This window comes from Ewingella americana, from assembly GCF_006438725.1.
Taxonomy (GTDB): domain Bacteria; phylum Pseudomonadota; class Gammaproteobacteria; order Enterobacterales; family Enterobacteriaceae; genus Ewingella; species Ewingella americana_A.
Map to the genome: position 1 here is coordinate 237663 of NZ_RCZD01000001.1, position 24265 is coordinate 261927.

Genomic DNA, 24265 nt, shown 5'->3' on the forward strand with positions numbered 1-24265 from the left:
TCCTCTAAAGAAACGAAATTAACGTAAAAGTGTCAGTAAGGGTGCATTTTGCGTGATGTCCTGCCCGCTGCTCGCAGGAATGACATCCAGATAGTCGTCGCTGTTGGTGATAATCACCGGCGTAGTCAGGTCATAACCCGCTGCGGTAATGCCCTGCATATCGAACTCGAGCAACAAGTCACCCTGTTTCACCACGTCATCAACCTTAACGTGGGGTGTGAAGAACTGGCCGTCGAGTTTGACGGTATCAATGCCGACGTGGATCAACACTTCTGCGCCGTTGTCGCACTCAATGCCTATTGCATGATGGGTGCGAAACAGCGAGGCAATCACGCCGTCCGCTGGTGCAAACACCTGCCCGACCGTCGGTTTTACCGCCACGCCTTTCCCCAGCAAACCACTGGCGAACGTCGGGTCCTGTACATCGGCAAGGTCAACCTGTGCTCCGCTTAGTGGGCTGCTGATAGCCGTTTTTTCGCGGACGATGCTGGCCGGAACCGCGTCCGGGGCTTGTGTCACCTCAATCACCGGTTGCCTGGTTTGCTGACCAAACAGATAGGTGCTGACGGCGGCAAAAATCAGGGCGGCCAGAGTCCCGACAATCGCGGCGGTTACCGTCTTGTCAAAGCCCGTCGCCGGGATAACCTGCGTAAAAGTAAAGATGTTGGCGAAGCCGAAAGAGTACGCCGTCGTGTGGAAATACCCCAGGATCGCCGACCCTATGGCACCACCAACGCAGCCGAAGATAAACGCCCGGCGATTAGGCAGCGTGATGCCATAAACTGCAGGCTCGGTGATACCGAAGATCCCGGCGCTGATGGCTGAACCTGCCAAGGCTTTGGTGCGCGCATCTTTCGTATACAGCATCACACCCAGCGTGGCCCCGACCTGTCCCATCACCGCAGGCAGCAACAGCGGCAGCATGGTGTCATGGCCCAGGATGCTCAGATTGTTAATCATCAGCGGGACCAGCCCCCAGTGCAGCCCGAAGATCACACACACCTGCCAGAACGCTCCCATAAATGCACCGGCAATCACCGGGCTGACGTTGTAAATCGCCAGATAACCGTGCGCCAGCTGCTGACTCGCCCAGGTGGCCAACGGGCCAATCACCAGGAAAGTCAGCGGAACGATCACCGCCAGACAGATCAGTGGCGTAATAAAGTTACGTAATGCACCAGGCAATATTTTCATCACCCTGCGCTCAAGCCAGCTGGATGCCCACGCGGCAAGAATAACGGGGATCACCGATGACGCGTAATTAATAAACACCAGAGGGATGCCGAGAAAATGCTCGGATACCGCGCCAGCTTGCTGCGACAGGTTAAAAGCAGTGATCATCAGTGGGTGCATCATCGCGCCGCCGATCATCATGGTGATAAAGGGATTCCCGCCGAATTTTTTACCGGCGGTATAGCCGATGATCAGCGGGAAGAAATAGAACATCGCGTCACTGGCGGCAAACAACACTTTATAGGTGCCGCTTTCGGCTGAGGTCCAGTGGCAGGCCATCGCCAGCGCCAGAAATCCTTTCAAAATACCCGACGCCGCCATAATGCCGATAAATGGCGTGAAAATACTGGAGATAACATCGATCAGGCGCGCAAACAGCCCCTCGCTGCCAGGCTGCTCTGATCCCGGCGTTTCGGTTATTTCAGCGCCGTGATTCAGTGCATTAAACACGTCACCCACGTGATTACCGATCACCACCTGAAACTGCCCGCCGCTCTCCACCACCATGATCACACCCGGATTCAGCTTAAGCCGTTGTGCATTCGCCTTAGTGGTGTCTTTAAGTTTGAAGCGTAAACGAGTGGCGCAATGCACCACGCTTTTCACATTCTCCCGGCCACCAACACCCGAGAGGATCTCTTCCGCTAATATTGTGTATTCCATTAAGTTATCTCGTAATAATGACTTTTCTGCGAATGAAATGGCGTCGTGCACGACATTGCCGTTAAGAGTCTGAGTAAAAGGATGTCGCTGATTTCAGGCCAAAAAAAAACCTAAACTTCATGCCTCTTCCACCGTTGGGGTGAAGAAGCAGAAAGTTTAGGTTTTGCCTGATTAACAGTAACAATCCTGTTTTCTGGCAATGATTTTGTTGCGAACCCGCGTCAGATACAAGTAGCAAATTCCGCGGAACGCTTAATTTGTGACGGACTTCAGATTTTGGCTTCAGGTGATTCGCGTGGACAATTAATCCGCCAGTTGAAGAGCAGATAGCTGGCCAGCGCCAGCAGCCAGACGCCCAGCGCGCCATAAAGCAGTACGCCACCGAAGCCGTCAATCAGCGCCTGTCGGGCTGCGCTTTGCGCCGTATTCAATTCTGCGCCACCGGCGATCCGTTCGGCCAACCGGTACAAATCGCCTTCCACCACCGGTAACGGCAAACGCCCGCGCAGGCTGACCGCAATACCCGCCACCAGCAGGCTTCCCATCAGCGCAATATTGATAGCCAGCGTGATCAGCCGTGCACTGATATCAATCCCCGACGCCATCCCCGCGCGGTCACCCGGCACCGATCCGGTGGTGGTATTGGTGACGGGCGTGTTAGTCAGCCCGAGCGCCGTTCCTGCCAACAGCGCGCCGGGCAGCAGCGTCAGGCCGTGCGCGGCGGCGTATTTCATCAACATAAAACCCGCGCCGATAGCGAACAGGCCAAGCGGAATGACTTTCGCCGCGCCGTATCGCGCTACCAGTTTCTCGGCCAGCGGCGGCATGACTAACGTCGGTAAGGTGTAGGCCAGCAGCGCCAGCCCGGTTGCCACGCTGCCATAACCCAGACCGCTCTGATGATAGACCGGCAGATAAATCATCAACGGCCAGAAGCTGAAGTTCATGCCCACCGACCCCATCAGCGCACCAGAGAAACGCCGGATGCGGAACACGGCAAAATCGAACATCGGGTGCGGATGGCGTTTCTCAATCCTGACAAACAGCACGGCGCTTAATACGGTAACCAGCGCAATTGCCCGTGCCGACACGCTTTGCCAGCCAAGGCTGCTGCCCTGCGTAATAAGAAACGTGGTGCCTAATACCGCGAGTGACAACGTCACAAGCCCGCCAATATCGAGTTTTCTCGCGTTCATATCGCGGGATTCCACCACATTTCCCAGTGCTAAAATCAGTGTCACCAACGCAATGAACACATGAACCAAAAACACCCACTGCCAGCTGAACAGCGCCACCAGTGCACCGCCGATAATCGGCCCGAACCCCAGCCCGAAACCAAAGATAATGCCCCAGGCGGCAAATGCCCGGCTGCGCGCTTTGCCATGCGGAAACTGATACGACAGAATAGCGATCAGGCAGGTCAGCATCGCGCCACCGCTCAGCCCCTGCAAAAAACGCCCGGCAATGAGCCACGCCGCGCTGCCCGAAAGCCCGCACATCAGCGACGTCAGCCCGAAAGCGATGATGCTGATAATGAAAATACGTTTGCGGCCGAAACGGTCAGCCAGGGTGCCGGTGGCCATTAACACCGTGGTGCAGGCCAACGTATAAGCATTCATGATCCATTGCAGATCGTTGAAACTGGCGTGCATCTTTTTTTCCAGCACGGGCAGGATCACCGGCACGCTGGAGATTTCCAGCCCTGACATCAATGCCGCCAAACAAACGGCGGTCAGAGCCAATACATTCTTCATGAACATTTCCTGCAAAGCGTTAAGAGAGCGCCAGCATGGAAGAAGTGCGTCACGGTGGAAATCAGCCCGGATGCCATGTATCGTCAAGATTATGCCAACTTCTGTGAATCCTGCCTTTTATGCCAAAAATGACTGCCCTGACGAAAATCTCCATGCCCGCCTCTGCTGCTGCGCCCCGTAACCGGCGGCTGGTGCTGCTGGCTTACGAATGTTTATGCACCTTTGAATTCGGTATTGCGGTCGAAGCGTTTGGCCGGGCCGATGAGCTACTCGGGCAGCCGCTGTATGATCTCGAGGTAGCATCGGTTGAAGAAGGCACCTTTGGCGCACAGGGCGGTGTACGGCTGGTGGTGGATGGCGGTCTGGAATTACTCGAGGATGCCGGAACCATTGTGATCCCCGGCTGGCGCAGTATTGATGAACCGGCCACTGAGCGGTTGATCGTGGCGCTGCAAAAAGCCCATGCACAGGGCACGCGGATTGTGTCCATCTGTGCAGGCAGTTTTGTGCTGGCGGCCGCAGGGTTGCTGGACGGCAAACGCGCCACCGCGCACTGGAACAGCGCGCACGCGCTGGCGCAGCGGTTTCCGAAAATTCAGGTGGAACACAGCATGATTTATGTCGATGAAGGCAGTGTGATCACCTCTGCCGGCGGGGCTGCCGGTGTCGATTTATGCCTGCATCTGATCCGGCGCGATTACGGTATTGACGTTGCCAACCGTACTGCGCGGCGCATGGTAACGCCGCCGCACCGTGAAGGCAGTCAGGCGCAATTAATTCAACAACCGGTGCCGGTGCGCCCGGCCAAAACGCTGTCACCGCTGCTGGACGAACTGCGCACCCGTGTGAATAAACCACTGGCCATTGACCAACTGGCGGCCGAAGCCGGTATGAGCCGCCGTACTTTCCTGCGCCGTTTTCATGACGCCACCGGCACCTCGCCGGGCGAATGGATGCTCGGTGTGCGGCTGGAAAAAGCCTGTGCGCTGCTGGAAAGCGGCACGCTAAATATTGACCGTGTGGCCGAGCAGTCCGGCTTCGGTTCACCAGAAAGCCTGCGCCACCACTTCCGTCAGCGCCTCGGCACCACGCCGACGCTTTACCGCCAGCAATTCAGTGACCGCGCGCTGACCTTATAACGACATAGCGCCTTACCGGCAGACTGTGTTGCTTTCCCACTCAGTCAACAGCTGCATGATCTCGCGGGAGTCCGCCGGGCGCGCCGCTGGTCGGTTCAGAGCAACCTCACCCGCCTTCAGCGCCTGCCATACCTGACGCACCTGATAATGGAATGCATCTCCTTTCGCATCCAGCGAGTAAGTCTGCGGCTCGCCTTCCCCTTCATAGGGCAGCACGCGGATCTGGTTGCCCTGCGCTTCGGGCAGCCACGGATTGGAAATAACCTCCATACGCCCTTGGGTACCGGCCACGGAGAACGCCCAGAACATGCCGTAATCTTCCGCGCAGTGCAGCTGTGCCAGCGTACCGTTGGCGAACTGGATCACCGACGCCGTTTCACACACATTATCGTCGCTATTGCGTCGGCCCTGGGCCGTCAGGCTCCACGCCGGGCATTGGCCATCGGCACTGGCATTTTGCATCACCAGATGAATCAGTGATGCCGGATAGCAACCCAGGTTGTAGATAGCCCCTTTACTGCCAGGATTGACGAACTGGGCGATTGACGCGCAGTAGCTGGCATTGATGGATTTAATCTCCCCCAGGGTACCGGCGCGGATAAGGTCGGCGATTTGCGTGGCGAAAGGATGGGTCAGGTACATCAACCCTTCGAGGAAAAACACCCCGTTGCGTGCCACCGCATCCAGCGCAGCATCGGTGTCGGCCATATTCACAGAGAGCGATTTCTCACACAGAATGGCTTTACCGGCGTTGGCCGCTTTAATCACATATTCATGATGAATGTGGTTCGGCAGGCCGATATACACCACGTCAACATCAGGATCGTTAATCAATGCATCGTAGTGGTCATACTGCTGCTGTACCGGATGCTGCTGCACAAAGTCTGCCAGCCCTTGGGGCGAACGCCCGGCCACGGCATACAGTGTAGAACCATCATGCTGCTCAATCGCATCGGCCATGATGCCGGAAATAAAGCTGGTGCCGAGCACGCCCCAGTTGAGTGGTTTGGTCGTGGTCATGCGGCAGGCTCCTGTTCCGGTAACTGGCACAGCGTCGCCTGGACAAACTCAGTGAAACCAGACTGGATAAAGCGCTGGGTATGGGGTTCATCAAAATGACGGTGTGAAGCGGCCTCATCCTCATAGCGCTCCCAGAGAATAATGCGGCGCGGATCCTGTTTGTCCTGCAACGCCATAGCGAAAGAGCACCCGGCTTCGCTGTTCATATCGAGACAAAATTGATGAATAGCGGCAAGTGCATCGTTGATCTGCACATCCTCTTTGATGCGGATCTCGGCGTTAACAAAGTGACCTTGAATAAACATATTTCCCCAGGGGTTTTGCAGATGAAGCAAGGTTCAGCCTTGCATAAATAATCTCTCTTTCTAGCAGAGCAAAAAATGAAAAGCCAATATTATTAATATATCGACACTCCCCAAAATAGTGCGAAGTAATAGAAATCTCACCATGATGGGGCGTTATTTAAATTAGCAGAGCTTCTTCGTTGCTTTTTTGAACGCAAGCGATTACCTGTGAGAAACGTAATGAAAAAACCGGATGAGTTTTGTGAGCTTGCTGTTATAGTTCGCTTTTAAAACACCACTCAAACTTTCTGGGATCCTTATGGCGTCAAATATTCTGCATTTCCTGCTGAGTCTTATAATGGTATTCGGTATTAGCTGGCTGATTAGCTACAACAAACGCGGTGTTAAACTGCGTTATGTGTTGCAAATCCTGGTGATTGAGATTGCGCTGGCATGGGTTCTGTTGTACAGCCAGGCGGGTGTCTACTTGATCTCTGGTCTGTCTGGTGTGTTCACTAACCTGATGAGCTATGCCCGCGTCGGCACCGATTTTGTTTTCGGTGGTCTGGTCAATGAAAACCAGTTCAGCTTCTTCTTATTTGTTCTCTGCCCTATCATCTTTATTTCTGCGCTGATTGGTATTTTGCAGCATCTGCGTATTTTACCATTAATGATTAAAGGTATCGGCTGGGCTTTATCCAAAATTAATGGCATGCCAAAACTGGAATCTTTTAATGCGGTGAGTTCATTATTAGTTGGTCAGTCTGAGAACTTCATTGCGATTAAAGATATTGTTCCTCATCTTAATGAACGCCGCATGTACACGTTATCGGCAACGGCCATTTCGACCGTTTCCATGTCGATTGTCGGTTCGTATATGACGCTGCTGGAACCGCGTTATGTCATGTTATCGCTGATCCTGAATATGCTCTCTACCTTCGCCGTTTTGCAGGTGGTGAACCCGTATTCCGATGAAGCCGACAACGAAATGCCTAAGATGGAAAGACCCAACCACAGTTTCGTAGAAATGTTGGGGGAATACATTATGGCCGGTTTCAAAATGGCGATGATCGTGGCGGCGATGTTGGTCGGCTTCAACGCCTTGCTGGCGATGATTAACGCTATCTTCTTGCACGGCGTCGGTCTGAGCTTCCAGGACATCATTGGTTACTTGTTCTATCCGGTAGCCTGGCTGACCGGTATTGTCAGTCACGACTCCCTGACCGCAGGCAGCATCATGGGCACCAAGATTGTTGCCAATGAATTCGTGGCCATGTTGCAGATGAAAGACTTGATTGCCCAGCTAGAACCGCGCACCGTCGCCATTCTGTCGGTGTTCCTGGTCTCATTCGCCAACATCTCCACTGTCGGTATTATTGCCGGTGCGGTAAAAAGTATTGCGGAAGTTCAGGGCAATATGGTCGCCCGCGCGGCCTTCCGCCTGTTGGTCGGCGCAACGTTGGTCAGCCTGCTGTCCGCGTCTATCGTCGGTCTGGTTTACCGCTAAGTTCCTCGTCATCTTTTAAGGGCAGCGCGTTGCTGCCCTTACTCTCCACTTAAGCTACAGTTAAGCCATTATCTTTCCACAAGGTTTAACTATGCTTTCCGTTAAGCACTACATTCACGCCCGTCCGCGCTTACTGATCGCCATCGCTGCCGGTATTGCCTGTTATTTTTCGCTGCCTCTATTGCCTGCGCATTTGTCGCAATTTGAACGGCTGATGGTCAGCTGGAACGTACTGGCGTGGTTGTATCTGATCATGATTTGGCTGTTAATGATGACCGCCCCACTGCAGAGGATCCGCACGATTGCCCGCGCACAGGATGAGAGCGCCACTCAGGTGTTGATGCTGGTGAGCATCACCTGTCTGGTGAGTATGCTGGTGATTTTTATGGAGCTGAGCACGGTCAAACAGCTTTCCGGTGCGGCCAAATCATTCCATTTGATCCTCACCGCCACGACGCTCATTGTCTCGTGGTCACTGCTGCCGACCGCCTTTTCGATGCACTACGCCCATCTCTATTACCGGCAGGGAGCGGAGCAACATAAAGCGCTGCTGTTCCCGGATAAAATCGAAAAACCGGAGTATTGGGATTTTCTCTACTTTTCCTTCACGCTGGCCGTTGCCTGCCAGACCGCCGATGTTGCCACCGGCAGTACCGAAGTTCGCCGCATTACGCTGATTCAGTCCGTCATGGCGTTTGTGTTTAATTTGGCGATTTTAGGCCTGTCAGTGAACGTGGCCGCCGGGCTGATGAGTTAAACGATAAACGAACGTGACCTCAAGCGAGCCGGCAATATTGCCAGACGTAGGCCTTACCCTGCGGAGAAACCCTTCGACCGTCGAGATCAAAGAACGCATTATCAGCGCAGATTCACTATCATCAGCGCCTTTTCTTTCATTTCGTGATAACTCATATCAGCCAGCGCCTCAATAACGAAGCCGCTAACGAGCAACACCGAAAGCAACGCTAAGCTGTAGATTGTATAACGCATTGTGGATCTCACCGTTGAGGGAATGATCTCTCAGACAACACAGCCGGGAGATCATTCACCGCCGGCACACTAGGATTTCTGGTACCAAAATAACGCCATCCTGCCGCTGCGTATCACTTTATCCGCTGCGGGTAGATTGTCTGGCAGTTCATCATTTCCAGGCAGTTGTATAACCAGAGAAATATTCCCCTGTTTCCTTGCTTCAGCTAACCATGCAGGGAAATCATCGCGCTTCACAAAATGGCTGCGGCTTTCAGGGTAAGAAAGACCATATTTCATCTCACCTTTTGCATCATACATGATGATATCGCTGCGTTTTAATTCCCACGCCAGTCCCGTTGCAATACCCACATTATTACTGAGCACCGTCTGGCTTTCGCTCAACATATTTTCATTATTGGCAATAAAATTCTGCGGCTGGTTTATATCAACAATCTGCTGAGGAATGATGTATCCGATGGAGAGCGCCAATAATAATGGACATGCTGCCGCAAACGGCCAATATCGTGCATCCTCGCGCAGCGTAATAAATCCAATCATCGCCCATGCTACAAACGCCAGCGCCGCTAATACTGTTTTCGAATATTCCTGCGGTCCATAAATCACCGCATGAGGAAAGAGTCCCCATCCAAACAGGCAAATAGCCAGTGCGCCGGTTAAGCCAAAGAGCAGGTTAATGTAGCCATTAACCTTAAATACCCGCCGCGACATCTGCGCCACACGCTCTTTCGCATACGCGGCGATAAGCAGCGAGATGGGCGCCATACATGGCAGTATGTAGGTAAGGAGTTTTCCTTTTGCCAGGCTAAAAAACAGCAGCGGCATAATGACCCAGCACAGTAAAAAGAACAGCTCAGGCCGCATAGCTCTTTCACGCCAGCCGCGCAACAGCGCATGCGGGAACAGCGCCAACCACGGCAAAACGCCCACACACAACAAAGGTAAATAGAACCAGAAGGGAGATTTATGCTGTGCATTATCGGAGGCAAAGCGTTGAATATGCTCTACCCAGAAAAAATAGTTCCAGAAATCAGGTTCACGAAGAGCGATGGCAATAACCCAGGGTAACGACAGTAATAAGGCAAACAGCACCGCCACCGGCCCAAAGCAGATCAACTCTTTGACCTTACGCTGTTGTACCACTGCCGGCACCATCGCAATAGCCGGGATGAGCAGCGCCAAAAAGCCTTTGGTCATAAAACCCATCCCACACGCCAGCCCGAGCAAAGCATACCAGAAGCACTTCTTCCATCGCGTGGTGGCCTGGAGCGACAGGCAGGAAGCCACCATGCTGGCGGTGAGCCACAGCGAGATCATTGGGTCCAGTACACTATACGTACCGACACTGAACACCAGCATTGAGGTCAGATACACCATAGTCGCCAGTGCCGCCGTGCTGCGGTTTTGCCACAGTTTCAGTCCCAGCCAGAAAATAAGCGCCGCGCTGACTGCCGTGCAGAACACCGATCCAAACCGAACGGCAAAGTTATTATCCCCCAACAGCCATTGGCTAATATTGTTTATCCAATAACCTGCCACCGGTTTTTCAAAATAGCGTAACCCGAGCAGATGAGGCACAACCCAATCCCCACGCTGCAACATTTCCCGGCTGATCTCTGCATAACGTGTTTCATCAGGTTGCCAGAGCAGGCGACCATTGAGCGGTAATAAATAGAGCAGTGCATAGAGAAGGCCTAATATGAAGATATTAATACGCTTTAAAAATACGAACATCAGAAATTCCTTTTAGTTCTTCTCAGGCTAACGATATGACTCGAACGCGGATAATGAGCGCCCATTTTCTGGCATAAGAATATTCAGTGATGGGCCTCACTGTATAGATAATTACCCATTGCCTCCATCAGCCTGACGACTATTTCGCGATATTCTACTGTTTGTTGAGGGTCGGTTTAGTCTTTACATCATCGATATTGGTTAGTGTATAAAAAATTCGCTTATTAAGGTTTTCCTAAGCTTTCATATATAATGAATTTGTCGATGGGTTAATATTATTATATTTGACCCACTCCCCAGGACGAATATACGGCTATTTGAGTATAGGAAAAAAATGATAAATGGCGGGTTCTGCTCTGCGACCTATTGACAGGACCACACCCAAATGGTTGTATGTTACAACAACTTCCAGAGAACTCACCGATGAACACTGAATCCCCCCTAGTTGAAAACATCCGACTCGCCTCCCGCCTGATGGTTCGGGAGCTCGGATTTATGAATACCACCCTGGCGGCGACAAAATATTCACCGTCGGCGGTTCATAGCCTGCTTGAGATTGAAGCCAGGGGGAAAATGACAGCAAAACAGCTGGTTGATATTTTGTGCTTAGAAAAATCAAGCGTGAGTCGGATGTTGGGGAAGCTAGTCAGTGCCGGGGAATTACGTGAAACAGCCTCTGAAGAAGACGCGAGAATTAAAGAGCTTGCACTCACCGAGCGCGGCCAGGAGAGCGTTAACCGGATAAATGCTTACGGTAAAAAACAGGTATTTTCTGCGCTGGCTAAGCTTAATCCGGGTCAGCAGCAGGCGGTAACGCAGGGAATGGCGGCTTATGCCTATGCCCTGAAATCCTGCCGTGAAGAGAACGCAGCAATAATCTCGCCACCGGTGGTCATCAAAATGGGTTATCAGTCAGGACTGATTGGGCGTATTGCGGAAATGCATGCCCATTACTACTCCCTAAATCATGGCTTTGGCCGTTTTTTTGAGGCAAAAGTGGCCGCAGGACTCTCCGATTTTACTGGCAGTCTTGATGAACCCTGCAACCAGGTTTGGACTGCCATGGTGAACGGACGGATAGTGGGCTCGGTCGCCATTGATGGTCAAGATCTTGGCAACGGTGAGGCGCATTTACGCTGGTTTATCCTTGATGACAGTTGCCGGGGAAATGGGCTGGGGAAAAGGCTTCTGCATGAAGCTATTAAATTTTGCGATGATTATGGGTTCTCTTCTGTCCAGCTCTGGACGTTCGATAAACTGACCGCAGCCCGTCGCCTGTACGAATCCTTCGGCTTTGAACGGGTCAAAGAGTGGCAGGGAGAACAATGGGGCAATAGCATTATGGAACAACAATTTACAAGAAAATTCGCGGCATCCTGATCATGAAGCATCCATACCAAAACCGCTAAACGTCACCTTAAATCGGCGCCCCGCCGGTTAGAGCCGGTGCCGTTAGATAAAGGGAATGGCGACGCCCCCGAAACCAGCCTATTTTTCACGACGGTGTCGCTCTCTGTGCGTCATATCACCTCTGATTAGCGCTGCCAGCATGAGGTCAGAAATTCGAGAAAGGCTTTAGCGGCAGGCCCGATGCGTCGGGTTGGCCGCACACAATAAACACCGGTTTCCCGACCCGTCCATCGCGGCAGTACCTGAACCAAATCACCCGAGTGCAGCGCCGCCTCCATCGTAACCGCTGAATGAAAAGCAATGCCGAGGCCGTCTATGCAGAGTCTTCGGGCCGCATCGGCGTTGTTGACTTTGATCGGGCCTTTGGGGGCCAGCGTACGCTCCTCTCCCGCAGAAAATAGCCGCCAGAGCATGCCATCTTGACTGGCCGACGAGACAATGCACTCATGCTGGTAAAGATCTTCCAATGTTGTGGGAGCTCCACGCCTGTCAATATATGCCGGAGCCGCAACCAGGATACGGCGGTTCGCGAGTATTTTATGCGCCACTAACGACGAATCTTTCATGCGGCCGATGCGCAGCGCCAACATGATGCCGTCAGTAATCAAATCCGCGTAGTCATCGCTCAAGCGCAAATCCAGTTGCACGAGCGGATAGGCAGCCAGGAATTCAGCCAGGTAAGGCACCACATGAGTGTGACCAAAAGCAATGGGAGCACTGACTACCAGTGAACCGTAGGGAAGCTTTTGTTCGTCCCTCACCATTTCAGCGGCATTTCTAAGCTGTACCAGCGCCTGGTTACATTCGGAAAAATAGCGTTTGCCGGTCTCGGTCAAAGACATCGCGCGCGTTGTGCGATTCAGGAGGGTGGTGCCTAAATGCTGTTCGAGTGTCTTGATGAAACGACTGACTGATGAGGGAGTAATACCGAGCGCGTCGGCGGCACGGGCAAAACTATTATGTTCAACCACAGCGATAAAAGCTTGCACCAGGTGCAGTGAAGGCGGGTTCATTATTGCTCTCAAAGAATTAATGAATGTCATTCTGAGCTATTATCAAGCAAATTTAGCATGATTAGAATGTTTCTTTTTTGAGGAAATATCATGAATACGCCGTCTACATCCGCATTTCACGCCCTTCATCTGCACGCCGCTCCCCTGAGATTACCAAACGCCTGGGATGCAGGCAGCGCACGGTTGATCGAGAGCCTTGGCGCAGCGGCGATTGCCACAACAAGCGCGGGCGTGGCATGGTCGCTGGGATATCGCGACGGCAATGCGCTTCCGGTGGAGGAGTATGTCGCACGGGCTTTGTCTATTGCGCGGGTCATTTCGGTGCCCCTCACCGCGGATATCGAGGGCGGATACAGCGATGACCCTTCCACGGTGGCCTTAACCGTATCGCGACTGATCGATGCAGGGGTGGTCGGTATCAATATTGAGGATGGTGCGGGAGATCCGCATTTATTGTGCAAGAAGGTCGAAGCGATAAGAACAGAGAGCGCCCGGCGGGGTGTGGCATTGTATATCAATGTACGTACTGACGTTTATGCACGCAATTTGGTTTCTCAGGACGATAAAGCCGCTGAAGTCATGGCGCGGGCACAGGTCTACCAACGTGCCGGGGCTGACGGACTCTTCGTCCTTGGATTGGCCGATGCCACAGATATGCGAGCTATTGCTGACAGCAGTAAATTGCTGCTCAATGTTGTCGTCTGGCCAGGCCTTCCGCCCGTGGATGAACTGGCCAATTTGGGTGTGCGCCGTCTCAGCGTGGGTTCGTGGTTACCGCAAACGCTATGGGCGCATAACGCACAGCTCGTCAGCGGGTTCTTACAAGATAATGCCATGGCGCCCTTGATGGAAAATGCCGCGCCATATTCTGAAATCAATGCCATGTTTTAAATTTGATGCCCTGAATGCAAACGCTTAAACCTGTGAGGTGAATAATGACAAACGCAACCAACGCCGATACCGTTATACAAAAAGACCCACCCACCCTGCATATTTTATGTGGAAAAATTGCCTCAGGGAAATCGACGCTTGCATTAAAATTGGCAACATCACCTGTCACGGTGGTGATCAGTGAAGACCCGTGGCTATCTCTGCTTTATAACGATGAAATGCAGACGGTAGAAGATTACATTCGCTGCTCTGCCAGGCTTAAAAACGCCATAAAGCCGCATGTTATTTCATTGCTCAACGCGGGGATATCCGTTGTCCTGGATTTCCCCGCCAATACGGTGGCAAACCGCAAATGGATGATGAGCATCATCAATGAGTCATGTGCAGATCATCGTCTGCATTATCTCAATGTCTCCAGTGAGGTATGCAAATCCCGGTTGCACACCCGTAATCAGTCAGGTACTGCTCACTTTAAGGTCACTGATGAGCAGTTTGAATTGATATCTCACTATTTTACTGAGCCCGTGGCCGCAGAAGGTTTCACGATTATTCAGTACAGCTAACCACGGGGCTCGGCAGCACGCGACATTACTCTGAGGCCGTGCGGAAAAATCGTACGGCATTGCGTAATTCAAGACTTTGCTCAGTCAGCGACTGGGCGGCGGCGGCGGCCTGTTCCACCAGCGCGGCGTTTTGCTGGGTCACCTGATCCATCTGATCGACGGCAATACCGACTTCGTGAATGCCCGTATGCTGCTCGGTGCTGGCGGTGGAGATTTCACTGACAATGCCCGCCACTTTGTTCACCGAGCTGACAATATCATTCATCGCCTGACTGGCGCGATCGGCCTGCTGCGAACCTTCGGCAATTTTGGTGACCGTACCGTGGATCAGGTTTTTAATCTCTTTCGCCGCCTGCCCGCTTTTTTGCGCCAGTACCCGCACTTCGCTCGCCACCACGGCAAAACCTTTACCCTGCGTGCCCGCACGCGCGGCTTCCACCGCGGCATTCAGCGCCAGAAGGTTGGTCTGGAAGGCAATACCTTCAATCACGCTGATGATATTGATGATCTCTTTCGAGCTGCCGGAGACTTCACGCATGTGCAACTGCATATCGCTGACAATCGTGCCGCCTTCCGATGCGGTTTGCGAGGTCGCATGCGCAAGCGTACTGGCCTCACGTGCATTCTCTGCATTCTGGCTGACGGTGGTGGTCAGGTTCTGCATGTTGGCGCTCGTTTGCACCAGCGATGCGGCCTGCTCCTCAGTGCGTTGCGATAAATCGATATTGCCTTGCGCGATCTCGCTGGCGGCATGATTGATCGACTCGCTGCCGCTCATGATCTGGTGAATGGTCTGATTTAGCTGCTGATTCATGCAACTGAGCGACGCCAGTAAACTGTCCTTGTCACCAGGTTTCAGGATGATTTCCGTCGCCAGATTCCCCGCGGCAATTTCCTGCATGATCGAGGCGGCGTAAGCCGGTTCACCGCCCAATTGCCGGTTCAGATTGCGCGCCAACAGTAATGCCATCGCCACCGAGATGATCAAGGCAAAAGCCACCAGCACCATGAACAGCACGCTGGCGGTATGGTAATGACTGCGGGCTTGCGACGCCGCCTGCTCGCTGTTACTGACTTCGTTATTGACCAGCGTGGCGAGGTCGGCCATCAGTTGCGTACGGTATTTCCGCGAGTTATCGCCGCTGATTTGGGTGGCCTGCGCAATATCATTGAGATTCATCGCGGCAATCACCTGATCATTCGCCAGTGAAAACTGCGTAAAGTTTTGAATGATTTGCTTAAACAGGGCCGACTGACTGCCGTCGCTGTTCAGCTTTTGGTAAGCGTTTTCTGCCGCTTTAAACGTCGCCACCGCTTGCATGATTTCATCCCGGTGGCCATCACGCGGTGCCCCCGCCGGTGAGGCGATGTATTGCACCTGTTGCAGACGTAGCTCAGCCAGTGTGCCGCGCATCACCAGCGGATACTGAACGCCCGGCAGACGGTATGCCCGGTAGTCTTCAATCTGCTGGTTGATGCTTTTCAGTTGCCAGGCTGACGTTGCTGCAAGCACCAGCATCAGGGTAAGAACGAGTGCAAACGCGCCCAGTAAGCGAGTCAGCACGGAGAGATTTGTTATGTTTTTCATCGGGACACTACAAAGTGAGTGACAGGAAATAGAGATAACGGCAGGAAAAGGGAGAACTTTATGGCGAATTAAAACAATATTTCATTTTGTTAAAACCTGTTGTTCAAAATGTGATTTGAGAGTTACCGGACAAATCTACGATGTTACTTAAGTGGGCGAAAATAGGCTGTAATCGCCACTTTTGTTCTTTTTTCTCCTTACCCGCAGCAGGCGCGAGCGAGGGTCTTTCGTCCCTCTGGGATGCCAGCACATGGCTGATATACGCCGCCCGGGATCTGTTCGCGCAATGATGGGTTATCTGACAGCCATTGTTGATAAATGCCTGCATTTCGATCCGTTCCGGCACGGTGAGTAGAAAGGCTCAGGTGCAATTAATTCATTAAGCGAATAAAATCCACACAAAAGAAACAAACGAAGTATTGACTTAACGTAAATTATTGAATTAGATCATTTTAATTAACGTTGTTGAAACCCTTGCCGATAACCTTGATTCACTGCCTCTCTTTATGTTGAAAAGCAGGCACTACCATTTCAGGGGGATAATATGAACATTACACAGCGTCTTTTATTGACGTTTTCTCTGCTTTCTGCGGCGCTCATCGCTTCAGGTGTCGTCGCCATCATGTTGATTTCGGGTTTTCAATCCCGCTTTGAATATGTCCAGGTCAACACCATTCCTTCAATAAAAGACCTCAGTAAACTCGTAGACCAAAGTAACGAGCTTTCCCTGACGCTTTACAAACACCTGAGCCAGACCGATGACAGTAAAATGCCTGATGTGGAAAAGCGCATTGAGCAGCAGATTAACAGGCTAAAGTCCCTGACGGATTACTATCTGGCAAACGACATCTCCAATGATGAAGATGCCAGGCTGACTCGCGTGGCTTTTGACAATATCCGCAAAGTTGAAGAGAAATTGCCGGTCTTTCTGACCGCGTCACGGGCGCATCAAGATGCGGTCAGTCTGGCGCTTATTGAGGGTAATGAGGGTATCGGCAGTGCTATTCGTCAGCTCATCGCAGATTACCAGAAACAACTCACCCTCAATGTCGACATCGGCGACGGCCTGCGGGCGAGTAACCACAGCATTTTCAACACCACGCTGTGGGGGATGGGGGGCGGCGTGACGGGTACGATCCTGCTGCTGGGCATATTGGCCTTATCGACAATCCGCCGGGTGCGCAGGAGCCTCCTGGCCATCGGTAATATTATGACGATGGCCAGTGAACGGCTTGATCTTACTGTCAGCGCTGACGCCAGCCGCCATGATGAAGTGGGCAACATGGCCCGTGCGTTCAATAACCTGATGCAACGCGTGTCCGGCGCGCTGCGGTCAGTCAGTGCCGCCTCTCAGTCGGTCAGCAGTGCCTCGGCACAAATTGCAGCCGGCAATGAGGATCTCTCTTCACGTACCGAACAACAGGCCGCCTCCCTGGAAGAAACCGCCGCCAGCATGACACAACTCAGTGAAACGGTACGACAGACGGCTGACAACACCCGTCAGGCGAGCCAACTGGCTGATAACATGAATGTACTGTCTGAGAAAAGTGCGTCATCGCTTGAAACGATGCTGGGTACAATGGGGGATATTCGCAGCAGTTCCCGCAAAGTCACGGAAATTATTACGTTGATTGAAGGTATTGCCTTCCAGACCAATATCCTGGCGTTGAACGCCGCAGTAGAAGCGGCACGCGCGGGTGAACATGGTAAAGGGTTTGCCGTGGTTGCCGGTGAGGTCAGAAACCTTTCGCAGCGCTCCACAACCGCCGCGCGTGAAATCAAAGAGCTCATCGATGTTTCTTACAGTCTGATAGAAGCCGGAGCCCATCAGGCGGGCGACGTGAGCGAGAATATGAACTCCATGGGCAATGCTATTCGTCAGGTTACCGATCTGGTCAATGAGATTGCGGCGGCGGCAACGGAACAGAGTCAGGGAATTGCACAGGTTCATCAGGCCGTTAATCAGATGGATGATGTGACCCAGCAAAACGCCGCCTTGGTGGAAGAAGCGTCGGCTGCATCCCGTTCATTGCAGGAACAGGCTGATGCACTGGCCCGTCTGGTGGGAGAGTTCAAGGTCGAACAGGAAACGGAGCACCGCCCCATGCCCGTGCAATATCCACAGAAACTTGCCTCACTTGCGCGAGTGGCAAAATCGGGCGAGACAGTGACAGGTGACACTGATTGGCAAAGCTTCTGATACGGCTGAGACCGTGACAGAGCAGTAACATGATTGTCTCAGCACAGGGAGAAAAACGACCATGGATATCCCTCAGGAGCAGGCTGAACACCTGGCAAAACACAGGGCACTGGTGGAGAGTTTCGAGCAGATGGTTGCTCTGGTGAATCAACTCGCCGTCGGGGAATACCTTTCATTGGATCTGTATATGAATAACTGTAGCCATTTCCGTGACAGGAGCCTTGAGGTTCAGGCATTGCTTTCCAGCCAATCTTTTGAAACGTATCTGATAAGAAATGATATTGCGCTGTATTACAGCATACACAGTGTCAATATGGCATTTGGCATGATGGCCAACATGCTCAATAACCTTAAAGGATTCTTAACCTGAACGGCAACATAGTGAAATAGCCTGTAGAACACAGGGACGATCCGTCCCTGTGTTCTGTTAAGTCCGAAATCTTACTCGCCAACGTTATGTTGTTGCACAGCACTTAAAATAGCCCTGTAACAACAAGGTAAGTTGCTCTGCCAGGCAGGCATCAAACCCTGGCGCAGTGAGCCCTTCCAGAAAAGTCCGCACGGGTCCAGAAAGTGCCCCCAAAGCAATACCCGCCGTCAGCGCCGGGTCATCAAAATGAGCATCCGGGGCGCTGACCAGCATTTGCGTGATGGCGATGACCATCCGCCCATGCATGATGGCGACAAGTCTGGCACCATCCCGTTCCCCGGCAACGCTGTAAAGTGCCTTTGACTCGTCAGGGCTGTGCAGTTTTGCCGCCAGATAGGCCGTGACCAATCCCTCCGCCATATGAATGACGGATTGTCCCCTGCACTGCTGGCAGGCGGTTTCAACCGCTGTCGCCACGGTATTCAAATGCTGCTCCAGCACGGTAGCCAGCAGTGCGTCCCGGTTGGGATAATACTGATAAAGGCTGCCGACCGACATTCCCGCGCGTTTGGCCACCAAGGTGGTGGTGCAACGGCTCAGCCCTTCACGGGTTAAAACCTGAATGGCTGCCGTATGCAATGCAGCAACCGACGCGGCAGATCGCGCCTGGACCGGTGATTTCCGTGGCTTGAGTGTTTTCGTTGTGACGTTCATGAATGCGAATTCAAAACCTGAAGGATCATTCATATACTTGTACTTTCCTCAACGCCCTAAATCAAGCAGGTAACCATGAACAGAATCGATGAAGGTGACACTTTCACACTTGGCACGCGCACAGTTAAACGTCTCGGTTATGGCGCCATGCAACTTGCTGGCCCCGGCGTCTTTGGCCCACCAAAGGATACCCAGGCAGCGATTTCTGTGCTGCGCGAAGCGATTGCATCGGGTGTTAATCATATCGATACCAGTGATTTTTACGGGCCCCATATCACTAACCAGTTAATCCGCGAAGCGTTACATCCTTATCGGGATGACCTTACCCTGGTGACCAAAATCGGTGCCAAACGTGGGGATAACGGCGCCTGGCTGCTGGCATCTTCTGCGCAGGAGTTGACCCAGGCCGTGCATGATAATCTGCATAACCTCCAACAGGAGGTTCTGGATGTGGTCAATTTACGCATCATGTTTCAGGTGGGCGCCCCCACCGAAGGCTCCATCGCGGAACCCTTGTCTGCACTGGCTGAATTGCAACATCAGGGGTTGGTTCGCCACATTGGCCTGAGTAATGTGACCGCCACGCAAGTGGCCGAAGCACAAACCATCACGCCGATTGTTTGCGTGCAAAATATGTACAACATCGTCAACCGGCAAGATGATGCCTTAATTGACAGTCTGGCCCGGCAGGGCATCGCGTATGTTCCCTTTTTCCCTTTGGGAGGGTTCACTCCCTTGCAGTCATCCACCCTGCAAAAGGTTGCAGATTCCCTCAGCGCCACGCCTATGCAGGTTGCATTGGCATGGTTGCTCCGTCGCTCACCGAATATTCTGCTGATCCCCGGCACGTCATCGGTGGCACATTTGCACCAAAACCTCGCGGCCGGCAAACTCGCCCTACCGCAAGAAGCCCTCGATAGACTGAATAACCTCGCCGATTAATCCCGGTCAGATCCTTTCACACCGTGGGATAGCGCGAAAATAATCCCTAAATCGCACGATCCCTGCGGTGTTTTTCATCAAGACATCAGGGCTTCATCCTTTGGCAGAATGGGGCTGAGCCCGCTGTTGCAGAGAGTCTTCAGCAGTAATGGGCAGAGATAATTAAGATGGTAGCGTTTTAACGCTGGATGCTGCGCCATTTCACGCTGAAATAGAAAGGATGGACATCACTGCACTACAAACATCCGTTTTTTGCGCCACACCTCAAGTTTTGTCCATTTCTGCCGTTAGTTAGTTATTAAGATTCCTTCCAGGGAAGTGCCTCATGCTTAAAACTATCCGTTCACGTATCATCATGGCTTGCATCTCGATTGTGATTTGCTCGCTGGCTATCAACACATTCCTCAGTTACACCGTTGCCGATAAATACAACAGTCAGGCAACCGACAGTACGTTGAATGCTCTTACAACCAGCCATACGCAAGGGATAGGCGATTGGGTTAGTTCGAAAACAGCGATGATTGTTTCACTGCAATCCGTGGTGCTGACAGCCGATCCGGTTCCGGCCATGAAGCAGATTGCGACGGCGGGAAACTTCACTAATGTCTACGTCGGCTATGCCAATAAAACCGCGAAATTCTCCGATCCAACCGGCATACCCGCTGATTACGACCCGACCGGACGGCCCTGGTACAAACAGGCCGAAAGCGCCGGGCACCCGGTGGTAACACCGCCGTACATCGACGCTGGTACCGGCAAACTGGTAGTGGCATTCGCCGTGCCGGTGATGGAAAATGGCGCGCTGAAAGGCGTTGTGTCCGGTGACGTGTCGATGGACAGCGTTATCAACAACGTGAAGACCATTCACCCGACGCCGGAAAGTTTTGGCATGTTGGTTGACAGCACGGGGACGATTATTGCTCACCCGAACGTCAAACTGACGCTGAAGCCTTTTAGTTCGATGGCGCAAGGGGTGAATTTGCAAACTTTATTCGCCGCCAAAACCCCGGTCGATATTCGTCTGAATAATGCGCAGAAACGCGTTCGTACTATGCCGGTGCCCGGTACGAACTGGTTTACGCTGATCATTGAGGACAAGGACGAATCCACGGCGGGTATGCGCTCCCTGCTTACGTCGTCACTGATTACGCTGATTGTCATCGTGCTGATTTCTACCGCCGTGATCAGCCTTATCATCAGTAAAGCGTTCCGCCGCCTGTCGGAAGTGCGCGATACGCTGAATGCCATCAGCTCCGGCGAAGACAACCTCACCCAGCGCTTACCGATTGACGGGCATGACGAAGTGACGCAAATCGCCATCGCTTTCAATACGTTTGTCGATAAACTCAGTAAGGTGATGGCCGAAATCCGCACCACCAGTGAGTCAGTGAAAATCGCGGCGGATGAAATCGCCGCGGGTAACCACGACCTGTCCGGCCGTACCGAAGCCGCCGCCGCCAGCCTGCAACAGACGGCGGCCTCACTGGAACAGATCACGGCAACAGTGTCGCAATCCGCCAGCTCAGCCAAACAGGCCAGTGAAACCGCGAAGTCCGCATCGGCGGCCGCATCACGCGGTAACGATGTGGTGACCAACGTGATCACCACCATGGAAAGCATTGAGAGTGCATCATCAAAAATCGGGGATATCACCGGCGTGATCGATGGTATCGCCTTCCAGACCAACATTCTGGCGCTAAACGCTGCCGTGGAAGCGGCCCGTGCCGGTGAGCAGGGGCGTGGATTTGCCGTGGTCGCCAGCGAAGTACGCAGCCTGGCACAGCGCAGCGCACAGGCGGCCAAGGAGATCAAAGTGCTGATCGAATCCACCGTCAGCAGCGTGGCCTCCGGTTCGGCACAGGTTCGCCTGGCGAGCAGCAGCATGAGCGAGATTGTCAGCAACGTATCGAACGTCAGCAGCGTCATGCTGGAAATCACCCATGCATCGGAAGAGCAGATGTTGAGTATTAACGAAATTAACCGTGCTATTACCCAGCTCGACAGTATGGTTCAGCAGAATGCCGCGATGGTTCAGGAGTCCACCGGAGCCGCGTCAGCCTTGCAGGAACAGGCTACCGGGCTGGCCGTCGCCGTCGGGCATTTCAGGGTTTAAGCTGACCGGACATTGAAGGTCAGCGGGTAATACAAACGGCCAGGCGCTTATCACGCCTGGCCGTTTTTTCAATGTGACAACAGATTATGCCGGCTTATTTCCCGACAGTTCCGTGGTTCTTCGTACGGCGGTCATCACGCTGCGCTGTAACCCTGCAGCAAAATCGCTGTTGTTGAGTTCATACAATCCGTTAATCCCCACGCCTGCGGGTGAGTTATTGATGTCCATTAACTGCCGCGGGTGCTTGTCACTGATTTTCAGCATTTCTACGCCGCCGATCAGATTTTCCCACACCACCTTACTCGACTGCGCCCGGGACAAACCGCTCAACACACCGGCATCGGTGAGCGATTCGATAAAGTAATAGACGTAGTTCACCCCGGCGACCGCAAAGCCGGTGAAAGCATCGATCAGGCGCTCTTCCAACAGCATGACTTTGCCAAAACTTTCCAAAAACGGCATCAGCGGTTCGGCTTGCACATGCGGGTTAAACACCACGCCGCTATAGCCGTAACCGGTATCGGTCAGGGTGTTAGGGATCATCCTCACTATGGGCCGCGTGGCACCAAACAGTGCGCCCAGTCGTTCGAGCGTCACCCCGGCAATAATGGAAATGAGGGTGGCATTCGCAGACGCATGCTGGCAGATATGCCGGGCCACGCCGTCAATATCATCCTGCGGACGGACGCCAATCACGATGTGATCTGCCGCAGCAAGGGCTTCGCTGTCGTGGTACACCGACGTAAGCTGGTAGCGATTACGCAGCGTGGTGATCCGCTCCTGATCGATATCAGCAAGGGTGATATCCCCGGCAGAGACCGCCCCCCGGCTAAGGGCTGCGCGGATAATGGCTTCCGCCATCTGGCCAGCACCGACAAAATGAATATGACTCATGGTTGACTCCGTTAAGGTAAAAATACGGTGGGAATTATTCCTTCAATGATCGTTCCACCAGCGTCGCCCAGATACCGATACCCAGCGGGATCAAATCGTCATTAAAGTCGTAACGGGCGTTATGCAGCGAGGCCGAAGGCTTCGCGCCATCGGCACCCAGCCAGAAATAAGCACCCGGACATCGCTCGAGCAGATAGGCGAAATCCTCTGCCGCCATCGACGGCGCATTATTGAAATGTACCTGCTGAATACCGGGCGAATTCTCTGCCGCTTCGCGCAAAATAGTGGCCTGCGCCGGAGCGTTTTTTGTCACCGGGTAACCAAACTCCCACCGCACTTCGCCTCGCACGCCGAAGGGTAATGGCACAGATTGAACAAACTCTTCAATCAGCCGCCAGCAGGCCATACGCGTTTCATTACTCAGGCAGCGCAAGGTGCCGGACATATGCAGCGTTTCCGGGATAACGTTGATGGCATCTCCCGCCTGCAATTGCGTGAGGCTTATCACCGTCTGTTCCAACGGCGACAGACGCCGTGAAATCAGGCTTTGCAGCGACAGGATTAACTGCGCCCCCGCCACCACCGGATCCGCCCCCAATTCTGGCATCGCCGCATGGCAGCCTTTCCCGGTCAGCGTGATGTAGAAATTGTCTTGTGAGGCCATCATCGGTCCCTGGCTGACCGCCACTTCGCCGACCGGCAAGCCCGGCCAGTTATGCATGGCGTAAACCTCCTGCATCGGAAAGCGTTCAAACAGCCCTTCATTCACCATCATCTGCCCGCCTCCGGCGTTCTCTTCGGCAGGCTGAAAAATAAAATGAACGGTACCGCGAAAATGGCGGGTTTCACTCAGATAGCGGGCCGCCCCCAGTAAAATAGCCGTATGACCGTCATGGCCGCAGGCGTGCATCAAACCGGGATGCTGAGAAACGTGGCCAAAATCATTCAGTTCCTGAATCGGCAATGCGTCGATATCCGCACGCAGGCCAATCGATGGCCCTTCGCCGTTACGCAGCGTGGCAACAATACCGGTTTCGGCGATCCCGCTGTGCACTTCCAGACCAAAGGACAGCAGCAGTTCGCTGATTTTTTGGGCAGTACCATGTTCTTTCAGGCCAAGCTCAGGCCGGGTATGGAAATCCCGGCGCCAGTGTCTGGCCTGGTCAATAATCTGTTGGGAAATGACGGTCATAGATCCTCTGTGGTGATCTGTATTGAGATGCAGGTGATTATTCAGACAAGT

At 53.1% G+C, this 24265-nt stretch carries 21 protein-coding genes; 10 read left to right on the forward strand and 11 right to left on the reverse strand.

Features of this window, described 5'->3' with window-relative positions:
• Positions 1-18: 18 nt before the first annotated feature.
• Positions 19-1896, reverse strand: coding sequence for a PTS beta-glucoside transporter subunit IIABC (gene bglF / locus EAH77_RS01065; RefSeq protein WP_140469960.1), 1878 nt, complete (start codon positions 1894-1896; stop codon positions 19-21).
• Positions 1897-2165: 269 nt separating this feature from the next.
• On the reverse strand, positions 2166-3650 hold the full coding sequence (locus tag EAH77_RS01070; protein WP_140469961.1) for an MFS transporter: 1485 nt from the start codon (positions 3648-3650) through the stop codon (positions 2166-2168).
• A gap of 128 nt (positions 3651-3778) precedes the next feature.
• On the opposite strand from EAH77_RS01070, the gene ftrA reads away from it, so the two are divergent.
• Complete coding sequence (ftrA, locus tag EAH77_RS01075) at positions 3779-4789, forward strand: transcriptional regulator FtrA (RefSeq protein ID WP_140470333.1); 1011 nt, start codon at positions 3779-3781, stop codon at positions 4787-4789.
• 12 nt (positions 4790-4801) lie between these two features.
• Here the strand turns inward: ftrA and EAH77_RS01080 are convergent, their stop codons facing one another.
• Positions 4802-5809 carry a Gfo/Idh/MocA family protein gene (locus tag EAH77_RS01080; RefSeq protein ID WP_140469962.1) on the reverse strand — a complete coding sequence of 336 codons (1008 nt, stop codon included), beginning with the start codon at positions 5807-5809 and terminating at the stop codon, positions 4802-4804.
• Entirely contained in the window at positions 5806-6114 is a 309-nt protein-coding gene (locus EAH77_RS01085; protein ID WP_140469963.1) for a putative quinol monooxygenase, read from the reverse strand. Before EAH77_RS01085 ends, EAH77_RS01080 begins: the two co-directional genes overlap by 4 nt.
• Before the next feature lie 298 nt (positions 6115-6412).
• On the opposite strand from EAH77_RS01085, the gene EAH77_RS01090 reads away from it, so the two are divergent.
• Both EAH77_RS01090 and EAH77_RS01095 read left to right on the forward strand, forming a co-directional pair.
• Positions 6413-7600, forward strand: coding sequence for a NupC/NupG family nucleoside CNT transporter (locus tag EAH77_RS01090; protein WP_140469964.1), 1188 nt, complete (start codon positions 6413-6415; stop codon positions 7598-7600).
• Positions 7601-7691: 91 nt separating this feature from the next.
• The gene (locus EAH77_RS01095) at positions 7692-8357 is read left to right on the forward strand and encodes a DUF1345 domain-containing protein (RefSeq protein ID WP_140469965.1); all 666 of its coding nucleotides are present in this window, start codon (positions 7692-7694) and stop codon (positions 8355-8357) included.
• Positions 8358-8458: 101 nt separating this feature from the next.
• Here EAH77_RS01095 and EAH77_RS25660 read toward each other — a convergent pair whose 3' ends face one another.
• Both EAH77_RS25660 and arnT read right to left on the reverse strand, forming a co-directional pair.
• Positions 8459-8590 (reverse strand): hypothetical protein, encoded by a 132-nt coding sequence (locus EAH77_RS25660; RefSeq protein ID WP_277752533.1) that lies wholly within the window; start codon positions 8588-8590, stop codon positions 8459-8461.
• 69 nt (positions 8591-8659) lie between these two features.
• Positions 8660-10324 (reverse strand): lipid IV(A) 4-amino-4-deoxy-L-arabinosyltransferase, encoded by a 1665-nt coding sequence (gene arnT, locus EAH77_RS01100; protein ID WP_140469966.1) that lies wholly within the window; start codon positions 10322-10324, stop codon positions 8660-8662.
• 423 nt (positions 10325-10747) lie between these two features.
• On the opposite strand from arnT, the gene EAH77_RS01105 reads away from it, so the two are divergent.
• Positions 10748-11704 carry a bifunctional helix-turn-helix transcriptional regulator/GNAT family N-acetyltransferase gene (locus EAH77_RS01105; RefSeq protein WP_140469967.1) on the forward strand — a complete coding sequence of 319 codons (957 nt, stop codon included), beginning with the start codon at positions 10748-10750 and terminating at the stop codon, positions 11702-11704.
• Between the two features lie 155 nt (positions 11705-11859).
• On the opposite strand, the gene EAH77_RS01110 is transcribed toward EAH77_RS01105, so the two are convergent.
• Positions 11860-12747, reverse strand: coding sequence for a LysR family transcriptional regulator (locus tag EAH77_RS01110; RefSeq protein WP_140469968.1), 888 nt, complete (start codon positions 12745-12747; stop codon positions 11860-11862).
• A 90-nt stretch (positions 12748-12837) separates the two neighbouring features.
• On the opposite strand from EAH77_RS01110, the gene EAH77_RS01115 reads away from it, so the two are divergent.
• Together EAH77_RS01115 and EAH77_RS01120 are read left to right on the forward strand one after the other, a co-directional pair.
• Positions 12838-13638: an isocitrate lyase/PEP mutase family protein gene (locus EAH77_RS01115; RefSeq protein WP_140469969.1), complete on the forward strand. Its 801-nt coding sequence runs from the start codon at positions 12838-12840 to the stop codon at positions 13636-13638.
• Between the two features lie 44 nt (positions 13639-13682).
• Positions 13683-14201: an AAA family ATPase gene (locus EAH77_RS01120; protein WP_140469970.1), complete on the forward strand. Its 519-nt coding sequence runs from the start codon at positions 13683-13685 to the stop codon at positions 14199-14201.
• Between the two features lie 25 nt (positions 14202-14226).
• On the opposite strand, the gene EAH77_RS01125 is transcribed toward EAH77_RS01120, so the two are convergent.
• Entirely contained in the window at positions 14227-15789 is a 1563-nt protein-coding gene (locus EAH77_RS01125; protein WP_140469971.1) for a methyl-accepting chemotaxis protein, read from the reverse strand.
• Between the two features lie 544 nt (positions 15790-16333).
• Here EAH77_RS01125 and EAH77_RS01130 point away from each other — a divergent pair.
• Entirely contained in the window at positions 16334-17989 is a 1656-nt protein-coding gene (locus EAH77_RS01130) for a methyl-accepting chemotaxis protein (protein WP_140469972.1), read from the forward strand.
• 61 nt (positions 17990-18050) lie between these two features.
• Positions 18051-18359, forward strand: coding sequence for a hypothetical protein (locus EAH77_RS01135; RefSeq protein WP_140469973.1), 309 nt, complete (start codon positions 18051-18053; stop codon positions 18357-18359).
• 84 nt (positions 18360-18443) lie between these two features.
• On the opposite strand, the gene EAH77_RS01140 is transcribed toward EAH77_RS01135, so the two are convergent.
• Positions 18444-19106, reverse strand: coding sequence for a TetR/AcrR family transcriptional regulator (locus EAH77_RS01140; RefSeq protein ID WP_241673368.1), 663 nt, complete (start codon positions 19104-19106; stop codon positions 18444-18446).
• A gap of 42 nt (positions 19107-19148) precedes the next feature.
• Here EAH77_RS01140 and EAH77_RS01145 point away from each other — a divergent pair, with 42 nt between their 5' ends.
• Together EAH77_RS01145 and EAH77_RS01150 are read left to right on the forward strand one after the other, a co-directional pair.
• Positions 19149-20015 carry an aldo/keto reductase family oxidoreductase gene (locus EAH77_RS01145; RefSeq protein WP_140469974.1) on the forward strand — a complete coding sequence of 289 codons (867 nt, stop codon included), beginning with the start codon at positions 19149-19151 and terminating at the stop codon, positions 20013-20015.
• Positions 20016-20340: 325 nt separating this feature from the next.
• Complete coding sequence (locus EAH77_RS01150) at positions 20341-22128, forward strand: methyl-accepting chemotaxis protein (protein ID WP_140469975.1); 1788 nt, start codon at positions 20341-20343, stop codon at positions 22126-22128.
• Between the two features lie 84 nt (positions 22129-22212).
• On the opposite strand, the gene EAH77_RS01155 is transcribed toward EAH77_RS01150, so the two are convergent.
• Together EAH77_RS01155 and EAH77_RS01160 are read right to left on the reverse strand one after the other, a co-directional pair.
• Entirely contained in the window at positions 22213-23022 is an 810-nt protein-coding gene (locus EAH77_RS01155) for a pyrroline-5-carboxylate reductase family protein (protein ID WP_140469976.1), read from the reverse strand.
• Positions 23023-23056: 34 nt separating this feature from the next.
• Positions 23057-24214, reverse strand: coding sequence for a M20 aminoacylase family protein (locus tag EAH77_RS01160; protein WP_140469977.1), 1158 nt, complete (start codon positions 24212-24214; stop codon positions 23057-23059).
• Between the last annotated feature and the right edge of the window lie 51 nt (positions 24215-24265).

What these genes read in the sequence shown, in the direction of transcription:
- bglF (WP_140469960.1), bottom strand. Translation starts at nt 1,896, where the DNA reads ATGGAATACACAATATTAGCGGAAGAGATCCTCTCGGGTGTTGGTGGC.
- EAH77_RS01070 (WP_140469961.1), bottom strand. Translation starts at nt 3,650, where the DNA reads ATGAAGAATGTATTGGCTCTGACCGCCGTTTGTTTGGCGGCATTGATG.
- ftrA (WP_140470333.1), top strand. Translation starts at nt 3,779, where the DNA reads ATGACTGCCCTGACGAAAATCTCCATGCCCGCCTCTGCTGCTGCGCCC.
- EAH77_RS01080 (WP_140469962.1), bottom strand. Translation starts at nt 5,809, where the DNA reads ATGACCACGACCAAACCACTCAACTGGGGCGTGCTCGGCACCAGCTTT.
- EAH77_RS01085 (WP_140469963.1), bottom strand. Translation starts at nt 6,114, where the DNA reads ATGTTTATTCAAGGTCACTTTGTTAACGCCGAGATCCGCATCAAAGAG.
- EAH77_RS01090 (WP_140469964.1), top strand. Translation starts at nt 6,413, where the DNA reads ATGGCGTCAAATATTCTGCATTTCCTGCTGAGTCTTATAATGGTATTC.
- EAH77_RS01095 (WP_140469965.1), top strand. Translation starts at nt 7,692, where the DNA reads ATGCTTTCCGTTAAGCACTACATTCACGCCCGTCCGCGCTTACTGATC.
- EAH77_RS25660 (WP_277752533.1), bottom strand. Translation starts at nt 8,590, where the DNA reads ATGCGTTATACAATCTACAGCTTAGCGTTGCTTTCGGTGTTGCTCGTT.
- arnT (WP_140469966.1), bottom strand. Translation starts at nt 10,324, where the DNA reads ATGTTCGTATTTTTAAAGCGTATTAATATCTTCATATTAGGCCTTCTC.
- EAH77_RS01105 (WP_140469967.1), top strand. Translation starts at nt 10,748, where the DNA reads ATGAACACTGAATCCCCCCTAGTTGAAAACATCCGACTCGCCTCCCGC.
- EAH77_RS01110 (WP_140469968.1), bottom strand. Translation starts at nt 12,747, where the DNA reads ATGAACCCGCCTTCACTGCACCTGGTGCAAGCTTTTATCGCTGTGGTT.
- EAH77_RS01115 (WP_140469969.1), top strand. Translation starts at nt 12,838, where the DNA reads ATGAATACGCCGTCTACATCCGCATTTCACGCCCTTCATCTGCACGCC.
- EAH77_RS01120 (WP_140469970.1), top strand. Translation starts at nt 13,683, where the DNA reads ATGACAAACGCAACCAACGCCGATACCGTTATACAAAAAGACCCACCC.
- EAH77_RS01125 (WP_140469971.1), bottom strand. Translation starts at nt 15,789, where the DNA reads ATGAAAAACATAACAAATCTCTCCGTGCTGACTCGCTTACTGGGCGCG.
- EAH77_RS01130 (WP_140469972.1), top strand. Translation starts at nt 16,334, where the DNA reads ATGAACATTACACAGCGTCTTTTATTGACGTTTTCTCTGCTTTCTGCG.
- EAH77_RS01135 (WP_140469973.1), top strand. Translation starts at nt 18,051, where the DNA reads ATGGATATCCCTCAGGAGCAGGCTGAACACCTGGCAAAACACAGGGCA.
- EAH77_RS01140 (WP_241673368.1), bottom strand. Translation starts at nt 19,106, where the DNA reads ATGAATGATCCTTCAGGTTTTGAATTCGCATTCATGAACGTCACAACG.
- EAH77_RS01145 (WP_140469974.1), top strand. Translation starts at nt 19,149, where the DNA reads ATGAACAGAATCGATGAAGGTGACACTTTCACACTTGGCACGCGCACA.
- EAH77_RS01150 (WP_140469975.1), top strand. Translation starts at nt 20,341, where the DNA reads ATGCTTAAAACTATCCGTTCACGTATCATCATGGCTTGCATCTCGATT.
- EAH77_RS01155 (WP_140469976.1), bottom strand. Translation starts at nt 23,022, where the DNA reads ATGAGTCATATTCATTTTGTCGGTGCTGGCCAGATGGCGGAAGCCATT.
- EAH77_RS01160 (WP_140469977.1), bottom strand. Translation starts at nt 24,214, where the DNA reads ATGACCGTCATTTCCCAACAGATTATTGACCAGGCCAGACACTGGCGC.